This window comes from Psychrobacter sp. Ps7 (assembly GCF_022129225.1).
Lineage (GTDB): Bacteria > Pseudomonadota > Gammaproteobacteria > Pseudomonadales > Moraxellaceae > Psychrobacter > Psychrobacter immobilis_A.
Genome location: NZ_JADQAH010000039.1, coordinates 1 through 20,909 on the forward strand (window position 1 = coordinate 1; position 20,909 = coordinate 20,909).

15 protein-coding genes are annotated in these 20,909 nt (G+C 43.5%); 5 read left to right on the forward strand and 10 right to left on the reverse strand.

The features are described 5' to 3' along the window. Positions 1-2,287, forward strand: a 2,287-nt coding sequence (locus I3257_RS11665) for a hypothetical protein (protein ID WP_238049844.1), incomplete at its 5' end; no start/stop codon positions are given. 157 nt (positions 2,288-2,444) lie between these two features. Here I3257_RS11665 and purC read toward each other — a convergent pair. The 5 genes from purC to I3257_RS11690 form a co-directional block, all read right to left on the reverse strand. Continuing rightward, a complete protein-coding gene (gene purC, locus I3257_RS11670) occupies positions 2,445-3,158 on the reverse strand; it encodes a phosphoribosylaminoimidazolesuccinocarboxamide synthase (protein ID WP_045443231.1) in 714 nt (237 codons plus the stop codon). A 130-nt stretch (positions 3,159-3,288) separates the two neighbouring features. Then, positions 3,289-3,603 carry a hypothetical protein gene (locus I3257_RS11675; RefSeq protein ID WP_238035624.1) on the reverse strand — a complete coding sequence of 105 codons (315 nt, stop codon included), beginning with the start codon at positions 3,601-3,603 and terminating at the stop codon, positions 3,289-3,291. A gap of 35 nt (positions 3,604-3,638) precedes the next feature. Beyond that, positions 3,639-4,544 carry a 4-hydroxy-tetrahydrodipicolinate synthase gene (dapA, locus tag I3257_RS11680; protein WP_045452709.1) on the reverse strand — a complete coding sequence of 302 codons (906 nt, stop codon included), beginning with the start codon at positions 4,542-4,544 and terminating at the stop codon, positions 3,639-3,641. 437 nt (positions 4,545-4,981) lie between these two features. After that, on the reverse strand, positions 4,982-6,190 hold the full coding sequence (locus tag I3257_RS11685; RefSeq protein WP_238049845.1) for a hypothetical protein: 1,209 nt from the start codon (positions 6,188-6,190) through the stop codon (positions 4,982-4,984). A 252-nt stretch (positions 6,191-6,442) separates the two neighbouring features. Beyond that, on the reverse strand, positions 6,443-7,897 hold the full coding sequence (locus tag I3257_RS11690) for a Do family serine endopeptidase (protein ID WP_201560754.1): 1,455 nt from the start codon (positions 7,895-7,897) through the stop codon (positions 6,443-6,445). An 882-nt stretch (positions 7,898-8,779) separates the two neighbouring features. Here I3257_RS11690 and I3257_RS11695 point away from each other — a divergent pair. Then, a complete protein-coding gene (locus I3257_RS11695; protein ID WP_228244482.1) occupies positions 8,780-11,137 on the forward strand; it encodes a cation:proton antiporter in 2,358 nt (785 codons plus the stop codon). A 150-nt stretch (positions 11,138-11,287) separates the two neighbouring features. Here I3257_RS11695 and tmk read toward each other — a convergent pair whose 3' ends face one another. Together tmk and mltG are read right to left on the reverse strand one after the other, a co-directional pair. Further along, complete coding sequence (tmk, locus tag I3257_RS11700) at positions 11,288-12,013, reverse strand: dTMP kinase (RefSeq protein WP_109590709.1); 726 nt, start codon at positions 12,011-12,013, stop codon at positions 11,288-11,290. Between the two features lie 98 nt (positions 12,014-12,111). Continuing rightward, complete coding sequence (mltG, locus tag I3257_RS11705; protein ID WP_238049846.1) at positions 12,112-13,404, reverse strand: endolytic transglycosylase MltG; 1,293 nt, start codon at positions 13,402-13,404, stop codon at positions 12,112-12,114. A gap of 167 nt (positions 13,405-13,571) precedes the next feature. Here mltG and I3257_RS11710 point away from each other — a divergent pair, with 167 nt between their 5' ends. Then, the gene (locus tag I3257_RS11710) at positions 13,572-14,336 is read left to right on the forward strand and encodes a DpnI domain-containing protein (protein ID WP_238049847.1); all 765 of its coding nucleotides are present in this window, start codon (positions 13,572-13,574) and stop codon (positions 14,334-14,336) included. 58 nt (positions 14,337-14,394) lie between these two features. Here I3257_RS11710 and I3257_RS11715 read toward each other — a convergent pair whose 3' ends face one another. Together I3257_RS11715 and I3257_RS11720 are read right to left on the reverse strand one after the other, a co-directional pair. Then, positions 14,395-15,381, reverse strand: a complete 987-nt coding sequence (locus I3257_RS11715) for an aminotransferase class IV (RefSeq protein ID WP_238049848.1) — start codon at positions 15,379-15,381, stop codon at positions 14,395-14,397. 3 nt (positions 15,382-15,384) lie between these two features. Further along, positions 15,385-16,053: a hypothetical protein gene (locus I3257_RS11720; protein WP_238049849.1), complete on the reverse strand. Its 669-nt coding sequence runs from the start codon at positions 16,051-16,053 to the stop codon at positions 15,385-15,387. A gap of 457 nt (positions 16,054-16,510) precedes the next feature. Between I3257_RS11720 and aroE the strand changes: the two genes are divergently transcribed. After that, on the forward strand, positions 16,511-17,371 hold the full coding sequence (gene aroE / locus I3257_RS11725) for a shikimate dehydrogenase (RefSeq protein ID WP_238049850.1): 861 nt from the start codon (positions 16,511-16,513) through the stop codon (positions 17,369-17,371). A 94-nt stretch (positions 17,372-17,465) separates the two neighbouring features. Here aroE and I3257_RS11730 read toward each other — a convergent pair whose 3' ends face one another. Continuing rightward, a complete protein-coding gene (locus I3257_RS11730; RefSeq protein WP_238049851.1) occupies positions 17,466-18,593 on the reverse strand; it encodes an FUSC family protein in 1,128 nt (375 codons plus the stop codon). Positions 18,594-18,991: 398 nt separating this feature from the next. On the opposite strand from I3257_RS11730, the gene I3257_RS11735 reads away from it, so the two are divergent. Further along, positions 18,992-20,812 (forward strand): acyl-CoA dehydrogenase C-terminal domain-containing protein, encoded by a 1,821-nt coding sequence (locus I3257_RS11735; RefSeq protein WP_201560765.1) that lies wholly within the window; start codon positions 18,992-18,994, stop codon positions 20,810-20,812. Positions 20,813-20,909: the final 97 nt, after the last annotated feature.

A 20,909-nucleotide genomic window follows, 5' to 3' on the forward strand; every position in this document is an offset into this window, starting at 1 on the left:
GCCAGAAATTAAGCCAGAAGTTAAGCCAGAAGTTAAGCCAGAAGTTAAGCCAGAAACCAGTATTCCGGCAACCCCGCTTGAGCCAAGCAAACCGACTACTTCGGAAATCATTCCACCGACAGTGATTCTGCCTATTGATCCGCCACCATATGTGCCACCAGTAGTGAAACCAGAAATTATTTTTCCAATTCCTAAACCAGAAATTGTTCCGCCCTCAGTTATTCTGCCAGCACCTGAGCAACGTGAACTGCTGCAGAATTTGCGTTTTGCAGATGGTGCAACTGAACTTGATAAAAAGCAGTTTGGCTTAGAGAGTTGGAATCCTAGAGCGATCGCTGCTAGAAACGGTCTTTTATATATTGCCAACGATACTGGAACGGCTAATATTTTGCGTTATGACTTAAATACTAAAAATGTTTTAGCACCTATTCAACCAGAAACTATAAGTGGTATTGGGCAGTCTTGGAATCGGTTGACGGATATTAGTATTTATAAAGATCGTTTATATACTTCTTCTTTGTCCTCAAATCGAGTCGATATCTTTGATATTGCTACCGGTGAAGCACAGTTGGTGATGTCTCTAGGTACAGGTTCATGGTCAGGTGACCAAGAAAATCTTGCGGTGGTTCATCCAATTTCTGTCGCTGCAAACGATCAGTATGTTTTTGCGGCGGATACACACAATCGTATTAACGTCTGGAAACAAAGCGATGTTGTACCTGGTAATACACTAAAAGCTAAGAAGCATGCGCGTTTGTCTTTACCAAACTGCGGTAATATTTATTGTAATGTACGTTTAGAAGCGGTTGGTGATTTACTATATGCAAGCTTCGATAATGGTCAAGTGTATGTATATGATGTCTCGACGATTCAACAAGAGGCAACCGGAAACGATATTGTCCCTTTAAAACAAACCAATCCGGGTATCAACATCTTTAATACCGCCGATGATGGTTTATTCTATGGCTCACGTAACAGTGGACATGTAGAAAGCTTCAAACCAGAAGAGCTAAGAGGCGCAGTAAACTTCCTCCCTAAGGCACAAGACAGTTTTAAAGCCTACCGTTTAGAAGGCAGTAGCACTAATGCCAACCTAAACAAAGCCACGGATATGGTAGTCAATAAAGAGAAGGTTTTACAGTTAAGTAACGGCAAAGTAACGATATTACCGATACAAACTATTCAACAATATCGGTCGAATCAAACCGGTTATGTTACCCAATTGCAGCAGGCTGCGGCGTTGAGCCAAACCTATATGTTACAAGATGGCGAAGATTGGGATACTTTAACCAACTCTAACTTACGCTATTTTAAAATCAGTAATATTTTATCAGCGACTGTTAATAGAAATAATATTCAGCTTCAGAGTTACAGTGCTGCTGCCGTCAGTAATTTAGACATCCAAGCCAAATTAAAAGGTACTGATCAATGGTTCACTATCGCGCATTTGGATCAATTAGCGCCATTTAGTCAGACCAAGCTTACTTTGGAGATCAGTGATCAAAATCGTTATCCATTAGTAGACGATAAAGGCTCTATTCAATTAGCAGGCTTAAACCAATTTAAGCAGCTGCCGCTTGATTTATTAGACATTAAAGTGGCATCGAAGACAGATGCGCTTGTACAAAAGCTGGCTACGATCAAACCTAAATGGGGTATCTCCTTCGGTAAATATTCTCGCAATGATGGGCAGTGGGAGAAAATTAATCCCGTCTATGCACGTGAGTGGGTCATTATGATGACCAATTTTTCTTACCTTGTCAGCAGCCCTGAATTTGAAAAAGTTTGGTTTGACCAGAAAAAAGCCATAGGCAGTGATTTCTTTGGCAATGCAGGTCCAATTGTTGGTGAGGGTGGCTATTATACGCCACAACAATATACCCAGTATTTTAATCAAATAATGAATCGTGGTGATATTCGCTTAGGGATTACTACCATCGGTGGCGGTTTAGGCGGTGGAGATATATTAGGTATCGATACTTGGTATTTCTATTCACATTATTTCAATGCTGACATCGGTGTGATTGGTCATGAGTTTGGTCATCATTGGGGCAGTCATGATAGTGCTTGGGCAAACTATAACGTCGGTATGCAAGCTATCACCTTGCAATTACATCAATATTTCCAACGTAAACAGCAGCTGCCGTATATGGATCCTGAACTCAATAAATTCCATAACGCACCGAAAGACCAACTTTATAACGGCATTGTTGAAAACATGCGTCAGCCACGTCCTAGCTCTGATGTGAATAATCTAGAACGATACTTTGCACAAAATCCTCTGTAATTAAATAAATTAAAAAATGAGTCAATACTTGCGTAAGCGGGTGTTGGCTTTTTTATAATCGAATAGGTAGAAAATTTAAGCCAAAAAAACTGAGCACATGGCTCAGTTTTTTGTTTTACGCTAAAGATTGACCTGCAATGCAGTGCCAATCAAATATCTAGCTTAATGGCACACCAATACGGTTAGCCACTTCTTCATAAGCTTCAATGACATCGCCTAATGATTGACGGAAGCGGTCTTTATCCAGCTTCTTCTTAGTCGTCTTATCCCAAATACGGCAGCCATCTGGTGAAAACTCATCCCCTAAGACGATACGGTCATGGAACACACCAAATTCTAGTTTGAAATCAACTAGTATCAAATCACCTGCTTCGAATAACGCCTTTAACACCTCATTTACTTGATGAGTCAACTCTTCCATTCTGGCAAGTTGTGCTTCGGTTGCCCAGCCAAGAGACACAGCAAGTGACTCATTGACCATTGGATCACCCAGTGCATCATCTTTATAAAACAATTCATAAGTAGGCGGCGTCAATGCTTGCCCTTCTTCTAAGCCCAAACGACGAACCAAGCTGCCCGCAGCAAAGTTACGAACCACGCACTCAACTGGAATCATCTCTAAACGCTTGACCAATACTTCATCTTCAGACAATTGCTTTTCAAAATGCGTTTCGATACCAGCATCAGCCAGTTTTTGCATTATGAAAGCGTTAAAACGATTATTAACGACACCTTTGCGTGCTAATTGCTCAATACGCTTACCATCAAGCGCTGAAGTGTCATCACGGAAATGTAAGATCAGCAGGTCGTTGTCTTCAGTTTCATAGACAGATTTGGCTTTGCCTTTATACAGCAGTTGTTGCTTTTGCATTATGGGAGTTCCTGTTCGTTCAAGCTTATGTGGTAAAAACGCGCAGCGACCGCTGATTTTTGTATGACAGAATGAATAATATTTACATTAATCACTGTAAAATGTCAGCGGTATAAATAAGGAAATAGCTTTAATTCGAAGGACTACTGACAGCGCGCTCAGGCTTCGGTAGCTGGTACTGATTACCTGATTCGTTCTGTAATTTCAGCGTATTTGCACCAGCATTAGGAGTTGCATACAAAGGTACAAAAGGCGCTGGTTCTTTGTTAGCAGGCAGCTCTATTGGCACAAGCTTTTTGCTTTGCTGATATTCTAAGCTACCATTGTCACGCTTACCAAGTAAGTTTTTAGCACTTTGGCAACCGCTCAATATTAAGGTACTTCCCAATATTAAGGTCAGCAGCGCAGGGAATATTTTTGCAGTCGGTGATGATATTTTCATCATATTATCTCTCTGAGTTAGCATTTACACGCATCATTTTATAATAAGTTCGCACGCACCAAGGCGTCATCAATAGTGGCATGATGTTGTTCAGCCAACCATACCAAAGGCAGACGAATACCAGTATCTATCATACCCATTTTATGAAGCGCATATTTGGCTGGGATAGGACTTGACTCAATAAACAAGTCACGGTGTAAATGCTTGACCACATCATGTGCTTTATGAGCCGCATCAAAATCACCACGAAGCGCCGCTGTAAAAGTCTCGCTCATCGCTTTCGGGGCGACGTTGGCAGTGACTGAGATATTACCTTTACCACCAAATGTCATCAAATCAAGCGCCGTACTGTCATCGCCAGATAGCACGACGATTCTATCGCCCACTGCTTTGATCAATTGCTCACCGCGAGCGATAGAGCCTGTGGCATCTTTAATCGCGACGATATTATCGATATCAGCCAGACGTTCTACGGTCTCTTGTGCGATATCAACGACCGTACGTCCTGGCACATTGTAAAGCATCTGCGGGATATTCACCGCGCGCGCGATAGCCTTATAATGTTGGTATAAGCCTTCTTGTGGCGGCTTGTTATAATAAGGCGCAACCAATAGCGCACAATCTGCACCAGCATCGGCAGCATCTTGGGTCAGCTTAATGGCTTCCATCGTATTATTGGCACCTGTGCCAGCAATCACTGGTACACGACCTTTGACATGCTGAACAAAGTAGCGAATAACATCGCTGTGCTCTTGCATAGATAATGTCGCTGACTCGCCAGTAGTACCAACGGCAACGAGACAATGCGTGCCTTGCTCAATCTGCCAATCTATGAGATCCGCCAGACGTTTATAATCAACCGTGCCGTCAGGATGCATGGGCGTTACCAAGGCTACCATTGAGCCTTGTAGTCGGGTTTTGATCTCGTCGTATGCTGTGCTCATAACCGTGCCTTACTGTATTATCCTAGCTTTTTTCAAAGCTGTCACATGATAGGTCGTTGGCAAGTGTCAATGATTACGTCTACACCTGTACTCATATTGTGTACATTCATAGGCGCCATTGGCAATATCTTGCTTGATATTAATGCTGAGTATTTTTTATGATCAATCTTTTTCTATGATAAAAGCGTTCGCAATATAGATGCTAAAAATCGTCTTGGCCTTATTTTGCCAATGACCGACAACGCTTATTTAATACTAAAAATAGAATAATAAAAACGCCTGCTAGTGTAGCATATTTTGATTTGACCGCTATCAATCAATTAACGTTCAATCAATTGAATTGCTGACATGCCATTACAACCTACAAACCAACAGCCTTATTATTCAACTCTCAGTTTAGCGCAATGAATCAGCGCTGATAAGTCTTTTGAGTCATGTTAACGAATCGTCAACACATCGATAGTGGGGCGATACAAGCGAAAAGGCAGCCCTCGTGTGCCAATACCGCTACTGACAAATATCTGCGCACTGCCATGTTGGTATAAACCCCGCTGCTTGCCCATGCGGCTATTATTCAACAGGGTTGACTGCTCGCTACTACGGGCGATATATTTTTGTTTTTGTGCCAACCATATATTTTTTTGAATCGCCTTTGCTGCACCAGTAATCAATAGTGGTCGTGGCTGTAAGGATTTTGGCAAATCACTAATACTATCAAATCGTGAAGCCAAGATGATGACGGGCTTCGTGGTATTAGCAATTTCAGCACCAAGCGCGGCTTTATCAGACGCATTTGCCTCTTCAATATCAGCAAATTGTTTAGGAACATCTTGCCAGCCGCAAAGCACGGCGACGGTTGGGCTATTTTCCAAATTTTGCTGTCTAAAACCCTCTTTATTATTTTTAGAATAGCTCGCACTGGGCATTACTGGAAGCGCATTAGTAGCCCCAGTACATTTAAGTGGCAGCGAGGTACACTGTTGACCAATATAGCTGATATCAAGCACATCAAAGGCACTGGACAACGTATCTTCTAATAACGGCTGTCCTTGCTTAGTCGTATTAATCGATTGATAACGCAAGTCTGAGGTACTCATCACTGTATAAATAGGCTTATTAACCCCTTTAAACAACATGAGCTGACCCACTAAATCAGCACTTGGGTAATACAACCAGTCGCCCGTAATCAGCACCGCATCTGCTGGTAACGCATTGATGGTAGCAACCAATTTACGAATATGACGCGGCTTGCCGCTATACAAGCCTATGCGTAAATCAGCCAATACGGCAACCGTCAGCGGTGTGGATAAATCTAAGTCGATTGCATGATGATCTAAACGTAAACGATTGGGTTGTATCACCACGGTATAAAAATAGAACCCCATTGCAAATATAGCCACTAGCACGAGTGGTAGTGATAACTGCGCTAGTATCGGTGACACTGCTTGCGACCAACCTATCACCAACAGCAAAGCCCAAAAAGGCATAGTATAGGCAGCATAATATAGTGCCAATTTAAACCAAATACGCATAAAACGTTTGGTAGGATTGGCATTGAACGTTTGTAATCCTGACCACAGTATAATATACGCAAGCAATACTGCTGTCGTAGAGATACTTAGGATATAAAGAGCATGGTCAGTCATAATTACCTGATGGTTACGAGAGAGTATGAGCCGAGCAACTGGCTTACCCTATATTAGAACGTATAGAGCGATAAATAAATCGCTCCATGAATAAGTTAGTGACAGTGTTAAATTATTTTAAGTCATGGTTAAAAAAATCAGCCATTATAGGGGTCGAGCTCTATCATAGACAAGTAGAATTATTGACGCGCCTGTTATGCCATGCTCAGTTGCTGCCCCGACTACCCATTATTCCTACCAAGCTATCAAGGCTTACTCAATACGTAAACCAATGATCGCGGGAATACCTTGGCGGATAATTTCAATGGTCACTACGCCTTTTTTGGGCAATGATGAAATCGCGCTTGAAAAATCCGTGACCTTTTTAATCGGCTTTTGGTGAAAATTGGTAATCACATCACCTGCCAACAGACCTGAACGCGCCGCCAATCCCGTTGGGTCAACTGTGGTAACCAAAATACCCGTCTTATTATCCACTGCGATTTCTGCTTGCTCATCAGCGGTCAAGTTACGTAAACGCAAGCCTAACTGCACCTCATCATTCTGCTGATCGCCGCCTTGTGCTCTCACATCATTGGGCGCATAAGTGAGTTTGCCGCTGATGGTCATTTGCTTACCATTACGCTGAATCTGTGCGCGGAAGCTATCGCTCGGTTTGGCACGATTGAGCAAGTTTAATAAATCTGAGGCGCGCATAATTTGCACTTCATTATATTGCAAAATGATATCGCCAGGTTTTAGACCAGCTTTTTGTGCAGGTGAGTCTGGTGATACTCTTGTCAGTAGTGCACCTTGAGGACGATCTAGATTATAAGCTTCTGCTAAATTGCGATCGATGTCCTGCGGATAAATACCTAAATAAGCACGTACCACTTCGCCATCGGTTTTTAGCTGCTCGTAAATATCCATCGCCGCATCAATCGGAATGGAAAACGACAGACCCATGTAACCACCTGTACCACTAAAGATACGCGAATTAATACCAATCACTTCACCGCGCTGATTAAATAGTGGACCGCCTGAGTTACCAGGGTTCAATGCCACGTCTGTTTGGATAAATGGCACGCTGGTATCGCGTGAAAAACTGCGTGATTTAGCACTGACAATGCCCGCCGATGCTGAGTAATCAAAACCAAATGGCGAACCAATGGCCAGTACTGGTTCCCCTACTTTCAGAGCATTCGAGTCGCCAATAGGCAAGGCAGGAAATTGGTTGCCCGAGACTTTTAGCACTGCCACATCAGAGCGCTCATCACTACCAACCAAGGTTGCATCAAGCTCTGTTCTATCGTTAAGAGTGACAGTGATTTTATCAGCGCCCTCCACCACATGATGGTTGGTCAGCATATAACCATCGGCTGTGACAAAAAAGGCCGTGCCATAAGCATGCTCAATCGCTGGCGTGGCAGCCTGATCAGGAATACGTAAACGATCACCAAAGAACTGCCGTAACAATTCGGCTGTTTGGGCTTTGGCAAGCTCAGCCTCGCTGACGGTCTTGGTGACATTTACGCGGGCAACGGCTGGGGTAACTTGCTGTACTAAATCAGAAAAATCCGCCGTGGTGACGACAGCTTGGGCGCTCGCCATGGCGGTGGCAGTGACGCCAGTAACCATCGAGGTACTGACAGCAAGCACCAGCGCACTACGTTTTAACCAATGCGGCACATAAAACTTAGATTGCGCTGTAAGCATATTGATAGGCATGTTGTCCTCCATATAAGTAATCGTTGTTATTTTTAGTGGTTATGTTTTGGCTACTATCGCTAGTGACGTGTATACGATGTTTTAATTTTAACCAAGTCCGGATATGACAAACGTTACATCGGCACTGAATGTTATGACGGCCAACCTTTTTAGTCGCTATCTAGTCGTTTATTAGGTTACTGCTTTTTATACCCTTATGCCATTGACCATTCGCCTTTCTTTATATAAAAACCCCAAAACAATGATAATCCTCGCTAGGTGCATGATAAAGACGGCTACTGTATGATAAGTCATCGTGCTGCTTTGTCATTATCCCGATCATGCAGGATAACCCAAGGCGCAATTATTTGACCCAGTTATTGTATATTTTTACCGCTGCCTACTGATATCGTGCTAGATACGGCCTTGCTCAGCATGAAATAAAAGCATGTTATGATAGCAAGCCAAATAACTTTTCAAGCAAACTAAAGTCTATAATTAATCATTATTGACTATTGTTTTATAAAGCTGGCTATTATCACCCTTATTTTTCATCTTTTGCATCACTAGAATAATGAGATGGTTAATTCAAGATAAATGGATAAAAAAAGTCGCGTGACAGTACTATCAATAATAGTCTGAGCGAGCTTGATGCCATATGCGATTTATATAAGATTGACGATTTTTTCTAGCAATGCTTTTGTCTTTACTACTCTATAGTAGTTATATCATATCTGGCTCATGTTGTGATTCATGATGGATACCATTGTCGTCGCTTACGTTTTATAGAGATGTGTCTCTATAGCGAGTAGCGTCAACTTATTACTATACTACTGGCAACCGCTACTCTAAAAAAGCGGTTGATAGCTATAAAATACGACAAGATTATAAAAGGATCAATTTATGGATACCGCCCTATTATTATCTGGCGTGGTTGGGATTGGCATTGCTGCTCAATGGTTGGCTTGGTATTTAAAGCAACCGTCCATTTTATTTTTATTACTGATTGGCATTATCGTGGGCCCAGTGCTGGGAGTCTTCGATCCTGACTTGGTGCTGGGAGAGCTGATGTTCCCCTTCATCTCTTTGGGCGTGGCGATTATCCTATTTGAAGGCTCGCTGACGTTAGAGTTTGACGAGATTAAACAGCATGGCACCGTGGTGCAAATGCTGGTGTCGGTCGGTGTACTTATCACCATTGCTATCGTGGCGTTATCGACTTATCTCTTATTCGATGTCGATCCACTGATTGCTTTGCTGTTCGGTGCGCTCGTGTGCGTCACGGGTCCAACGGTGATTATGCCGCTATTACGTAGTGTGCGTCCCAATAAGACCATCTCTAATATCCTCAAATGGGAAGGTATCATCATTGACCCAATCGGCGCTATTGCCGTGGTTTTGGTCTATGAATACATCATCTCAGGCGGCGAAGCCAGCAGTATCTTATTGTTTGCCAAAATCGTGGTATTAGCGACAGCGATGGGTATGGCAGGCGCTTGGCTGCTTGCCTTCTTGATGCGTCGGCATATGATTCCTGAATTTTTACGCAATGTCTTTACGCTTGCCTTTGTCTTGGTGTTATTTTCAGTATCGAACCATTTAGAGCATGAGTCTGGGCTATTGACAGTCACTGTATTGGGCGTGGCATTGGCGAATTGGCCAAAATTCCCACGCGATACGATTTTAGAGTTCAATGAATCTTTAACCATCCTTCTTATCTCTGTGCTGTTTATTATCCTTGCAGCACGTGTAGAGCTGGAAAGCTTACTTAGCGTTGGTTTCGCAGGTCTGGTGTTACTTGCTATCGTCATGTTTGTGGCGCGACCCTTATCCGTTTGGGCATCGTCTATTGGCTCAAACTTAAAGACCAATGAAAAGCTGATGATTAGTTGGATTGGGCCACGTGGTATCGTCGCTGCAGCCATCTCATCACTGTTTGCTATTCGTCTGCAAGAGTATGATATCCAAGGTGTTGAGCTGCTTGTGCCCTTAGTATTCATGGTCATTATTGGCACGGTTATGATTCAGGGCTTGGGGGCGAAAATAGTCGGCAACTTGCTGGGCGTCCGTGAGCCTGAGACCAATGGCATTCTTATCGTCGGCTCAAATCCCATTGCGCTTTTGGTAGCAACTTCTCTAAAAGATCAGGGCTTTGATGTCATCGTCGCACACAACAACTATACCAATATTGCCCGCGCACGCATGAGCGGTCTGCGTACTTATTTTGGCAATCCTATCTCTGATCATGCCGATCATCATCTTGACCTGATCGGTATAGGTCGTCTGTTTGCCATGAGTATGGACAAAGAGATGAATACCTTGTCTGAGATTCATTATCGTCATGAATTTGGTGAGCGCAAATTGTACCGTCTCAAGTTCAGCGACGAAAAGGTCAAAAGCGAGCGCGATGATAAGCAAGGCAACTTCCACTCGCAGTGGCTGTTTGGCAAAGACGTCACCTATACCAAACTTGCCAGCATGCTGTCGAAAAAAGCCCGTATCAAGATTACCAACATCACCGACAGCTACAGCTTTGAGCAATACAAAGCCGACAATAAGCAATTCGTGCCGCTGTATACAATCGACAAAGAAGGCAAGCTACACGTCATTACCGATAAGTTTGATGGCATCGTGCCACGCGATCGCAAACTCATCTCACTGGTAGTGGAAGATGAAGTACAGCCAAAACCTGTCGACGTGACACCTAAACAAGAGCAGGCGCGACTGGCAGCTGATGCTAACTTTGAGTCCAGCTCAAAAGCACCTGAAAAGCGTAAAGAAAAAGAGCTGAGCGATGATAGTGTTGATGCAACAGAACAATCCACTGCCACTGATAGCGACAGCGCTAAAGAAATAATTGCTGAGCAGAGAGTCGCTGAGCAAAATGCAGATACTGAGGTATCAAACCATTCAAGCAGCAGTGCTGGAACTAAAACCACGCCAGACACCTTGAATGACAAAGTAATAACGTCAAAAGATAAGTCTATTGACGTCGTTAATAAAGGCGTCATATCAGCCAACTCGACAGCGACTTCGAAGGCAATTCCTAAAAATAAGGTGTCTAACAACAGTAGTACGAATGGTAATGGCAACGCACCTAAAACTAAGAAGGGCGCGCTTGATCCAAATCGTCTACCCGACTCTGGTCAAGATAATACAACCAATGCAAGCTCTGATGGCGATATTACTAAAGACAACATTAACAAAGACAATGTTCAAGAAATTTCAGATAATAAAGCGGTGAATAAACAGGATAAATAATCGTTGCCACAGCTTTGTTTTAACACAGTTTTGACAATATCTTGATGACTGTTTTGATACTTTATAGAATATAACAGTTTATAAAACACAAAAGCCTCAACGCAATGTTGGGGCTTTTTATTTGGCTAGGTGATGGCTGTATAAAATCCGTTACGAAACATCAAATCTGCCTTGTACCGCCTGCCATACTCGCGCGCTCACCTCATCGGCTGTGCCTGATGCGTCAATGCGCTGTATCCGTTCGGGATGCTGAGTCGCCAGCGTGTTAAAGCCTTTATGTACCCAAGTAAAAAATTCGGTCACTTGCTGCTCAAATCTATCAGCGGCGCTACGTTTATTAGCGCGTGCCATGCCTTCTAATACGGGCAAATCCAGCCACAATGTCAGCTCAGGTAGTTGCGGCACAAACTGCTCGATAAGTGATTCAATTTTGGCTCGTACCACCGCATCGCCATGTGCGCGCCCAAAGCCTTGATAAGCAATAGTAGAATCGGTAAAACGATCGCATATTACCCACGTCCCACGTTGTAGCGCTGGCAAAATCACCTGCTGCATATGATCGCAGCGCGCCGCAAATAGTAGCAATAGCTCTGTATCATCATTGATGTCGGTCGCAGGGTCCAACAATATAGCGCGTAAACGTTCTGCAAACGGGCTACCACCCGGCTCACGGGTACGCAGATACGCAATATTGTTATCGTCTAAGCGTGTGCACAGCTGCTCAATGGCAGTCGTTTTGCCTACGCCCTCAGTACCTTCAAAACTGATAAAGCGCCCTTGACTGAGTGCGATATCATTGATGTCATTGCTTGTTTTGAGCTGCTTTGCTTGCGACTGGACTGTTTGAGATACGTGGTCTTGTATAGATGCTGACATGATATGACCTTATGTCATTGATGAGCGTTATGTCGTTATGTAGACAGTTGCATAACGCTCAGTTCACGATAGGTTTGAAGAAAAGATAGAGGATTAAATTACTGCGGCGGGGTTTGTGATTTTTTCTCACGCATGACGCCGAGATATTCTTTTACCGCTTGATTGTGCGCCGCCAAGCTATTGGTGAATTTGTGCCCGCCATTACCCGTCGCTACAAAGTACAATGCGTCACTATCTGCTGGGTGCAAGGTCGCTTCGATAGAGGCAGCCGATGGTAGCGCGATAGGTGTTGGCGGTAGGCCGTCAATTTGATAGGTGTTATAAGCCGTTTTTTCATCAATGTCTTTACGGCGAATGTTGCCTTCATAGCGACTGCCCATACCATAGATGATGGTCGGATCGGTCTGCATTCGCATGCCTTTATCTAAGCGATTTCTAAACACCGCAGAGACCAAAGGACGCTCTTCTGCCACACTGGTTTCTTTTTCGATAATAGAGGCCATCACTAACGCCTCATAAGGCGTCTTATAAGGCAAATTGGGCGCACGATTTTCCCACGCTTCAGTCAATACTTGCTGTTGACGCTTATATAAATCGGTCAGTACCTGCTTATCAGTGCTGCCTTCCCCATAATAATAAGTATCAGGGGCAAACCAACCTTCAAGATTGTGATTGACGATAGGGTCGCTACTATTAATCACTTCATTTGGCAATATACCGACCAAATCCAACGCTTGAGCAATACCAGCATTGTCTCTATCATTGCCACTATCGTCGGTCAGCACCTCTTTTTTGATGCCTTTATTGTCTCTTAATGTTTGATACAAGTCTTTAGAGGTTTTGCCTTCGATGATTTGCACTTTTACCATCGATGCTTTTACCCCTTGCCCAAGTATATGTAGCGTTTCAGCAAAGGTAGGGTTTTCTGGTAATTGATAAATACCAGCATGTAAGGGGCCATCGACTTGTGTTTTCAAATAGAGCTTGGCAATCGTGGCAGAAAACAGCGGGATTTGCTGTTGCCACTGCGGCAGTAAGCCATAATAGCTCTGACCCTGCTCAATGGTGATCATTTGCTTTGGCTGCTCAATCCGCCCAAACAATGTCTGATAGATCATCACTAAGAAAAACGCAGCGATAAGCCCCAGCACTAGCAACACTTGATAGCCACGCTGCATAAAGAACGATTGATTATCCGCTTTATATTCGCGTGGCTTAGCCGCTCCACTGATGAGTGACACATCTGTCGCTGGCGTTTCCTCTACCCCATCGACTGCTGGTTGCGTGTCCGGTGGTGTGGTATCGACACGCTCCTCAACACTGCTATCTGGTTTATTCGATGGCGTTTCATTAGGGCGTTCAGGAGGCGTTTCAGATGTAGGCTTGCTCATGGCAACTCGCGAGGCAGAAGTTTGCTAGAATTTAGCACTGAACCGTGCGATTTTCAATGGTATTTGCTTAGCTTATCAATTATCTTGGTATTTACGCCTGCTGATATGGGCTAATATTTCTACCTTCTTTTGGTGTTTTTCCTTTTCTCTAATAACGAAAACTGGTTATGAACCTACATTTTAATCAAAACCTTGCCAAAAATTACAAGTCGCCTAGTCAAATCATTAGAGTACTCAGTGAAGATTGGGTTGCTAAGCAAAGTTACTGCCCTAATTGCGATGCCGAACCATTGGCGGAATTTACTAAAAATAAGCCTGTCGCTGACTTTTATTGTGCAAACTGTAATGAGCAATATGAGCTCAAAAGTAAGCAAGCAAAGTTAAGCAATATTATCAATGATGGCGCTTATGACACCATGATTGAGCGTATCAGTAGCGACAATAATCCTAACTTTTTCTTTTTAACCTATTCTCAAGAATATAGCGTTCACAACTTCCTGATTATTCCTAAGCATTTTTTTAAGCCTGATATGATTGTCAAACGTAAGCCTTTATCAGTCACTGCCAAACGTGCCGGTTGGGTTGGTTGCAATATTGATTTACGACAAGTGCCCGAATCAGGCAAAGTATTTTTGGTGAAAAACCAGCAAGTCATACCACGCGATAATGTCACCGAGCAATTTCAAAAAACCTTGTTTTTACGCGAGCAATCTACGACCTCACGTGGTTGGACGTTAGATGTTTGGCAATGTATTGATAAACTGAACGTTAATTTTTCTCTCAATCAGGTTTATGCGTTTGCCGAACTATTAAAGCTTAAGCATCCCGAAAACAATCATATTAAAGATAAAATTCGTCAGCAGCTACAAGTGTTACGTGATAGAGGTATTATTGAATTTACTGGTCGTGGGCGTTATTGCAAATTACATTAAACGCTTTTCGTTATAACGCTCAGCTCTAGGCTACCCTTTTCAAATATGATTCAATCGCTTAAAAACCCACCACTTCACCAGATAATAAAGTCAAACATTTCATTGGCATAATGCCTCGCAGTGCATTGCAAAAGAATAGCTGGCTTAGTCGTGGCAAATCCTCATCTTTTAATGATCTGATAATGACGGGATGTTTGCTAGTCGATAACGCATCGATAAGCACTTGCCGCATCACGCCAGCGACGCCCGATTGCGCCATGGATGGTGTATACCATTGACCAGTGGTTAGATAGTTTGCATTGTCTTCATAAAGCGGTAGCGTAGACAATTTTTCTGATGCCGTTTTTTCTGATGATAGTGTTGATAAAGGCGAGTCTGATAACTGATAAAAGACATTGCTCATCGTACCTTCAACCCAACGACCACTCATATCTCGTAGCAGCCCCTCACTGATGCTTGGTTTAATATTGTCTTCCAATACTTTGGCTTTGATGCCTTGTAGCTCACCACTTGCCAGCACATTATCAAGGCGATTGAGGCTTTTGAGTCCTGCTAATGGTGGCGGTAAGCAGGCAAGCTGCGAAGATAGGCAAATGGCAGAACTGATAGGCTGCGTCGGGATTAAGCACCCATCAGGCAAGCGTAATTGCTCAGTCGTAGTGACGGTCATCACAGAGGATTTTAGCCAAATCTCACAATCGCTACCAGACGTGGTTGGCACATAGCCATAACCACGGACATCTTGCACGGCGCGAGTCACCATCAGCTTCAGCATGCCTTGTTGTAGTTGCGCGGCATGCGTCCGTATTATAGTCATGACAGAATGACTGTCTAATTCAAGTTGTAAAGCTTCAGCATGGGAAATAAGGCGCTGCTGATGATGAGCCAACCACAGTATCTGCCCATCGATGATCCCCATCGTGGTAAAAAAACCATCGCCATATGCCAACCCACGATTGTCTAGCGATACTGTGTCTGAGCTATCCGTCGTAGCACTTGATGGATGTATGCATAGCCAATTATTGAGCGGCATGATAGCAAGCACAGCTTACTTCTTATCTGTTTGGGCAGCAGATTTATTGATGACCAGCATACAGCTATAAAACTCACATTTTGCCAGTTCTATTTTTTGACCACCGATTACTTTATTTTTGATAATTTGACCATTAAGCATATCAGAAATCAGTTGTCCGCCCTCATCACCCATCAGTTGGCGCGCAAGCTTATGCGCTTTTTCGGCATGGTTTTGACTTATCTCTTTTTCTTTATCAGAGTCAGTAGGATTGGCAAAGTACCAGCCCAGTTCGAGATACTTTTCAGAATCAATCAGATCCAAATACGGCGCATCGGTATCCATAAAACGATATTTGGCGGCTGGATTACTGGCATAGTCGAGGCTGTTCTCGTCAGTGCTCATGACCTTACCAAAAGTCGCTTTGATCTCATCTAAATTATCGACGGTCAGTGACGCTACATTTTTAGTGCCCCATCCTGCAACGTCATATTTCACTTGTGTACCTTGCTGAGCAGTAGCGCCGTCTAAATCGGCGTTCGGCGTAGCATTGTCCTGTACTAGCGCATCGTCAGCGACGGTTTGCTCGCTCATATCGGCATCTTGGTTTTGGGCGTCGTCTTTACTGCTATCACAGCCACTGAGCGACACACCGACTGCCATTATCGTACCGACTAAGAGGGTCTGTAGGCTATTATTCCACATGGGCAATTTACTCACACTTTTAGATGATTCTCAAAATAGTATTAACGAGCAGGCAGATAGGCCGCTGATAATGGACATTATATTTTATAAACAAGCGTTCTTATACTTGGTATTTTATGACTCAGTTTGTTATGTCAGTTTCTTATGTCAGTTTCTTATGACTTGGTTTTTGACAGTTCAGTTACTGATAGTTATGCAACTTCCAAAATATCAATATAAAATTTTCATACTCTCTAGTTTACCCAACTGCTTAACACTTGACCACCCTTTACGTTACGGATAACGCTCCCAGACAGTACAGATTTGTTAAAGACATAATCTGTCAAAAAACCTACCTATTCAAGTGTTTACTCGTTAGACCACCGATTTGTCAAATATCGCGTTATCCCTTATGATGATTGCATATCAATGCCCTTCCACTGATTAATTTTTGCCTCTTACCGCAAGCAGACCTATTATGACCCAGCATTTTATCGTTATCGGCAATCCCATTGCCCACAGCAAATCCCCTGAAATTCATACGTTATTTGCAGCGCAGACGGGTATTGAGATTAGCTATCAACGCCAATATTGCCCCGATGATGCAGCCAGTTTTACCGCGGTGCTTGAGGCATTTTTTCAGGGCGGCGGCGTTGGAGCCAACGTAACTGTACCTTTTAAACAAATCGCTTATGACTGCTGCGCGGCGTGCGGTGGTTTATCGGAGCATGCCAAGGTTGCAGGCGCAGTCAATACGCTGTTACTAAATAAAGCGCTGGTAAAAAGTGGCGTGCCAATCACCGAGGCATTGTATGGCGATAATACCGATGGACAAGGACTGGTCAATCACATCTTAAGTTTGGGTTGGCCATTGAATGGTGCTCGCGTGGCACTCATTGGTGCAGGCGGCGCAGCACGTGGGGTGATATTGCCATTGATTGAAGCTGGTATCGCACATCTTACGATTGCCAATCGCACGCTGAGCAAGGCAACAGAGTTAGTCATTGAGCTTAGCGCGGCAAGCACTACTATTCATGAGCAGCAGATTGAAACTTGTCGCACGACTGAATTAAATGGACAGTTTGATATTATCATCAATGCGACTTCTATTGGTTTATCAGCAGATACGCTACCACTAAGCGACACGCTAAACGGTGACTATGCTTATGACATGATGTACGGACGCACGCTGCCGTTTTTGCAGCATTTTTCTGCGCGTGGCGCACAGATTTCTGATGGTTATGGCATGCTCATCGGGCAAGCAGCGTTAAGTTTTGAGCGTTGGACAGGTCATACGATCGATGTTGCACAAGCGACTGAAACGCTACACAATCGTTAATCAAAATTGACATAAAAAAAGTCGCATGAACTCAGCTCATGCGACTTTTTTTAATACTTTATTTCAAACGTACTGGTGGTTTGACACTCATCAATTAGCCAAAGCGCGCCAGCAGCCAGTTTTCGATACGCCGTAGCGGTATGCGTAAGTTGGTTGAATGCATCACTACTCCGCCGCTCAGACCCACCAAGCAGCCAATCACAGTATCAAAAAGGCGCGTGCGAATCACTTCTTGATAGGCGGACTCAGAAAACGGTAAACCGCTGCCATATTCTGCAATAAATATCGTCAACGGCGTGATAAATATGACTGCCAAACCATAATGTCGATCCACCAACGTCTCGATACAAAGCATCATCGTCAGTATCGCCAGTGCCACCCCCCATATTGATAATCCCCAAGACAACATCCAACTCGCCAAAACCACACCCAATACTGTGCCAAGTAAACGATGTATTTGCTTAATCCACATGGTACGCAAATGAATACCTTGGATAATCAAAAAGCAACTAACTGCTGCCCAATAGGGGTTGGACAGCTGTAAAGTAACGGCGATGAGCAAGGCTAAACTGACAAAACTGGCGACAATCAAACTTTCAGTAATGGTATCTGGCTCGTAGCTATAAATAGGCGTCGGCGTCGCTGGGCGCGTTGCCAATAAAAACAACGAATACAGCAATGCCATCACTAAAGCAAAGCCACTGCCAAGCATCACCAGTCCAGTTGCACGCAAAATGTCTTCCAAAGGCAGCGGTATAAATAGCGCAATAGCGCCTGCCATCATCACAAACAGTCCCGCTGGTGGTGGCTGACGATAATAACGTCCAAAAATCACAATACCAAACGCCATGAGCGTAAATATCGGCAGCTTTAATAGCGGAACTTGCTGAGCAATTAGGCCGAGCGCAAAGCACAGCGACATGGCAAAACCCCAAGCCATCACCGTCACCAATCGATATGGCAGCTTGCCCACTAACGGTATATTCAAAATAACCATCGCCCCCAAGGACGCTTTAATGCCTGACGATAAAGCATCAAAATAAGCGCCTACAAACACAGGGAAACTGATGGCAATCGCCGCGATAATCGGCATATGCCACGGTCTCTTACTACGGTTCACTGTCAGCAGATGCGCCAGCTCCCCATCAATTAAAGCCTTTATGCGAGCAAATAATGCTGTCAGCCAAGATGCTCGCGTTGCCTCACGCTTGGATGCGCTCATAATTGGCTTTCCTTATATCGTAAATGCAGTTAAAAAATATTTTTCTGATACGGCCACATCTATCATAGATAGCTACTTAACCGCAGACGCTGATAAAAACCGAATCCATCAATACATAAATTAATGTTTTGATTTAAAATATTAATTATGAATATTAGTTATTAGTTATATATTTGTCGCTATAGAAGATTTATACTGACAGTAACGCCGCGACAGCTGTTTTTTATCAAGGATGCCTTAACGGCAATCAAAATGGATGAGCTGTTTTTGATAAATCTGAATGACGAGCCGTGATATCGTCTATTCTTACCCCAAATAATTAAACACCCTTTTACATGAAACGTGGCTCAAATACCGAGCTAACCATTTATGATAGCGAATAACTAAAGAGAGCGACTATGTTAACTTACAAAGCACCTTTACGTGATATCAAGTTTTTAATAAATGATGTTTTCGACTTTCAAACTCATTATAAAGATTTGGATAATGGCGAAAATGCCGATCCTGAAACCGTTGATATGATTCTTCAAGGGATGGCAGATTTTGCTGAAAATGTCTTAGCTCCTTTATACCAGCCAGCAGATGCTGAAGGTTGTCATTTTGAAAATGGTGTGGTCACAACCCCTAAAGGCTTTAAAGAAGCTTATGATCAATTTGTAGAAGGCGGCTGGCAAGGTATTTCTTACCCTGAAGAGTACGGCGGTATGAACTTACCGACCTCATTGAACTTAATTAAAGCTGAAATGATCGGTACGGCGAACTGGCCATGGGCAATGTATCCTGGTCTATCAACTGGCTGTATCAATACCATTATGCAATATGGTACCGATGAGCAAAAAGAAACCTACTTGCATAAATTGGTCGAAGGCTCTTGGGCTGGTACCATGTGCTTGACTGAACCACAATGTGGTACAGATTTGGGTCAAGTGAAGTCTAAAGCCATTCCACAAGATGACGGCTCTTATAAGCTTAGCGGTACTAAGATTTTCATCTCAAGTGGTGAGCATGATTTAACGGAAAACATCGTTCATATTGTGCTTGCACGTTTGCCAAATGCACCAGAAGGCACACGCGGTATCTCATTATTTATCGTACCGAAATTCTTGCCAACTACTGAAGGTGAAATTGGCGAGCGTAATGGCGTGACTTGTGGATCGATCGAACACAAAATGGGCATTAGCTCATCGGCTACTTGTGTCCTAAACTTTGATGATGCCGTTGGTTACTTAATTGGTGAGCCGAACAAAGGCCTCAAAGCTATGTTCACCTTTATGAACACAGCCCGTATTGGCACTGGTATCCAAGGTTTGGCGCATACTGAATTGTCATTCCAAAACGCTCTGCCGTATGCAAAAGATCGCCGTTCTATGCGCACCTTATCAGGCACAAAAGAGCCTGAAAAAGTTGCTGATGCCATCATCAACCATGCTGACGTACGTCGTATGCTATTGACCCAAAAAGCCTTTGCCGAAGGCGGTCGCTCGATGATTTATCATTCTGCGCGCTATGCCGACAAAATGGCACAGGGTATCATCAATGGCGATGATGAAGAGTTTGAAAAATGGGATGACAAATTGGGTTTCTACACACCAATCCTAAAAGGCTTCTTAACTGAGCTAGGTATCGAAGCGGCTAAACACGGTCAGCAAGTCTATGGCGGTCACGGCTATATCAAAGAATGGGGCATGGAGCTAATTGCTCGTGATGCTCGTATCGCCACCATGTACGAAGGTACAACTGGTATTCAAGCATTGGATTTACTCGGTCGTAAAGTGATCTTGCAGTCTAAAGGCAAAATCATCCGTGATTACACCTCAAGCATTATGAAATGGTGTGGTGAGTATGCACTTGATAAAGACATGCGTAAATTCGTTTGGGCGCTCACCAAGCTATGTGCTGAGTGGAACACACTAACCGTACGCTTGATGCTAATGGCACGTAAAGATCGTGAAATCATCTCTGCTGCATCAGACGATTTCTTGATGTACTCAGGCTATGTCATGATGGGTTACCACTGGGCGCGTATGGCGGCTGTCGCTTATGACAAGCTAGAAAACGGCGGCGCTGAATCACCAGAATTCTACAAAGCTAAGATCCAAACGGCTGAATTCTACTTTGATAAGTTGTTACCACGTACCTCGGGGCATGCCGAAGCCATGGTTGCACCAAGTGACAGCATGACAGCAATGAAGATTGAGAACTTTGCTTTTCTAGACTAAGTTTTTTAGACTAAGTTTTTTAGACTAAGATAGCATCACAATTAAGCAGTAATTAATAAAAAAAGCGCCTAGCATTTAGGCGCTTTTTTATGCTTAA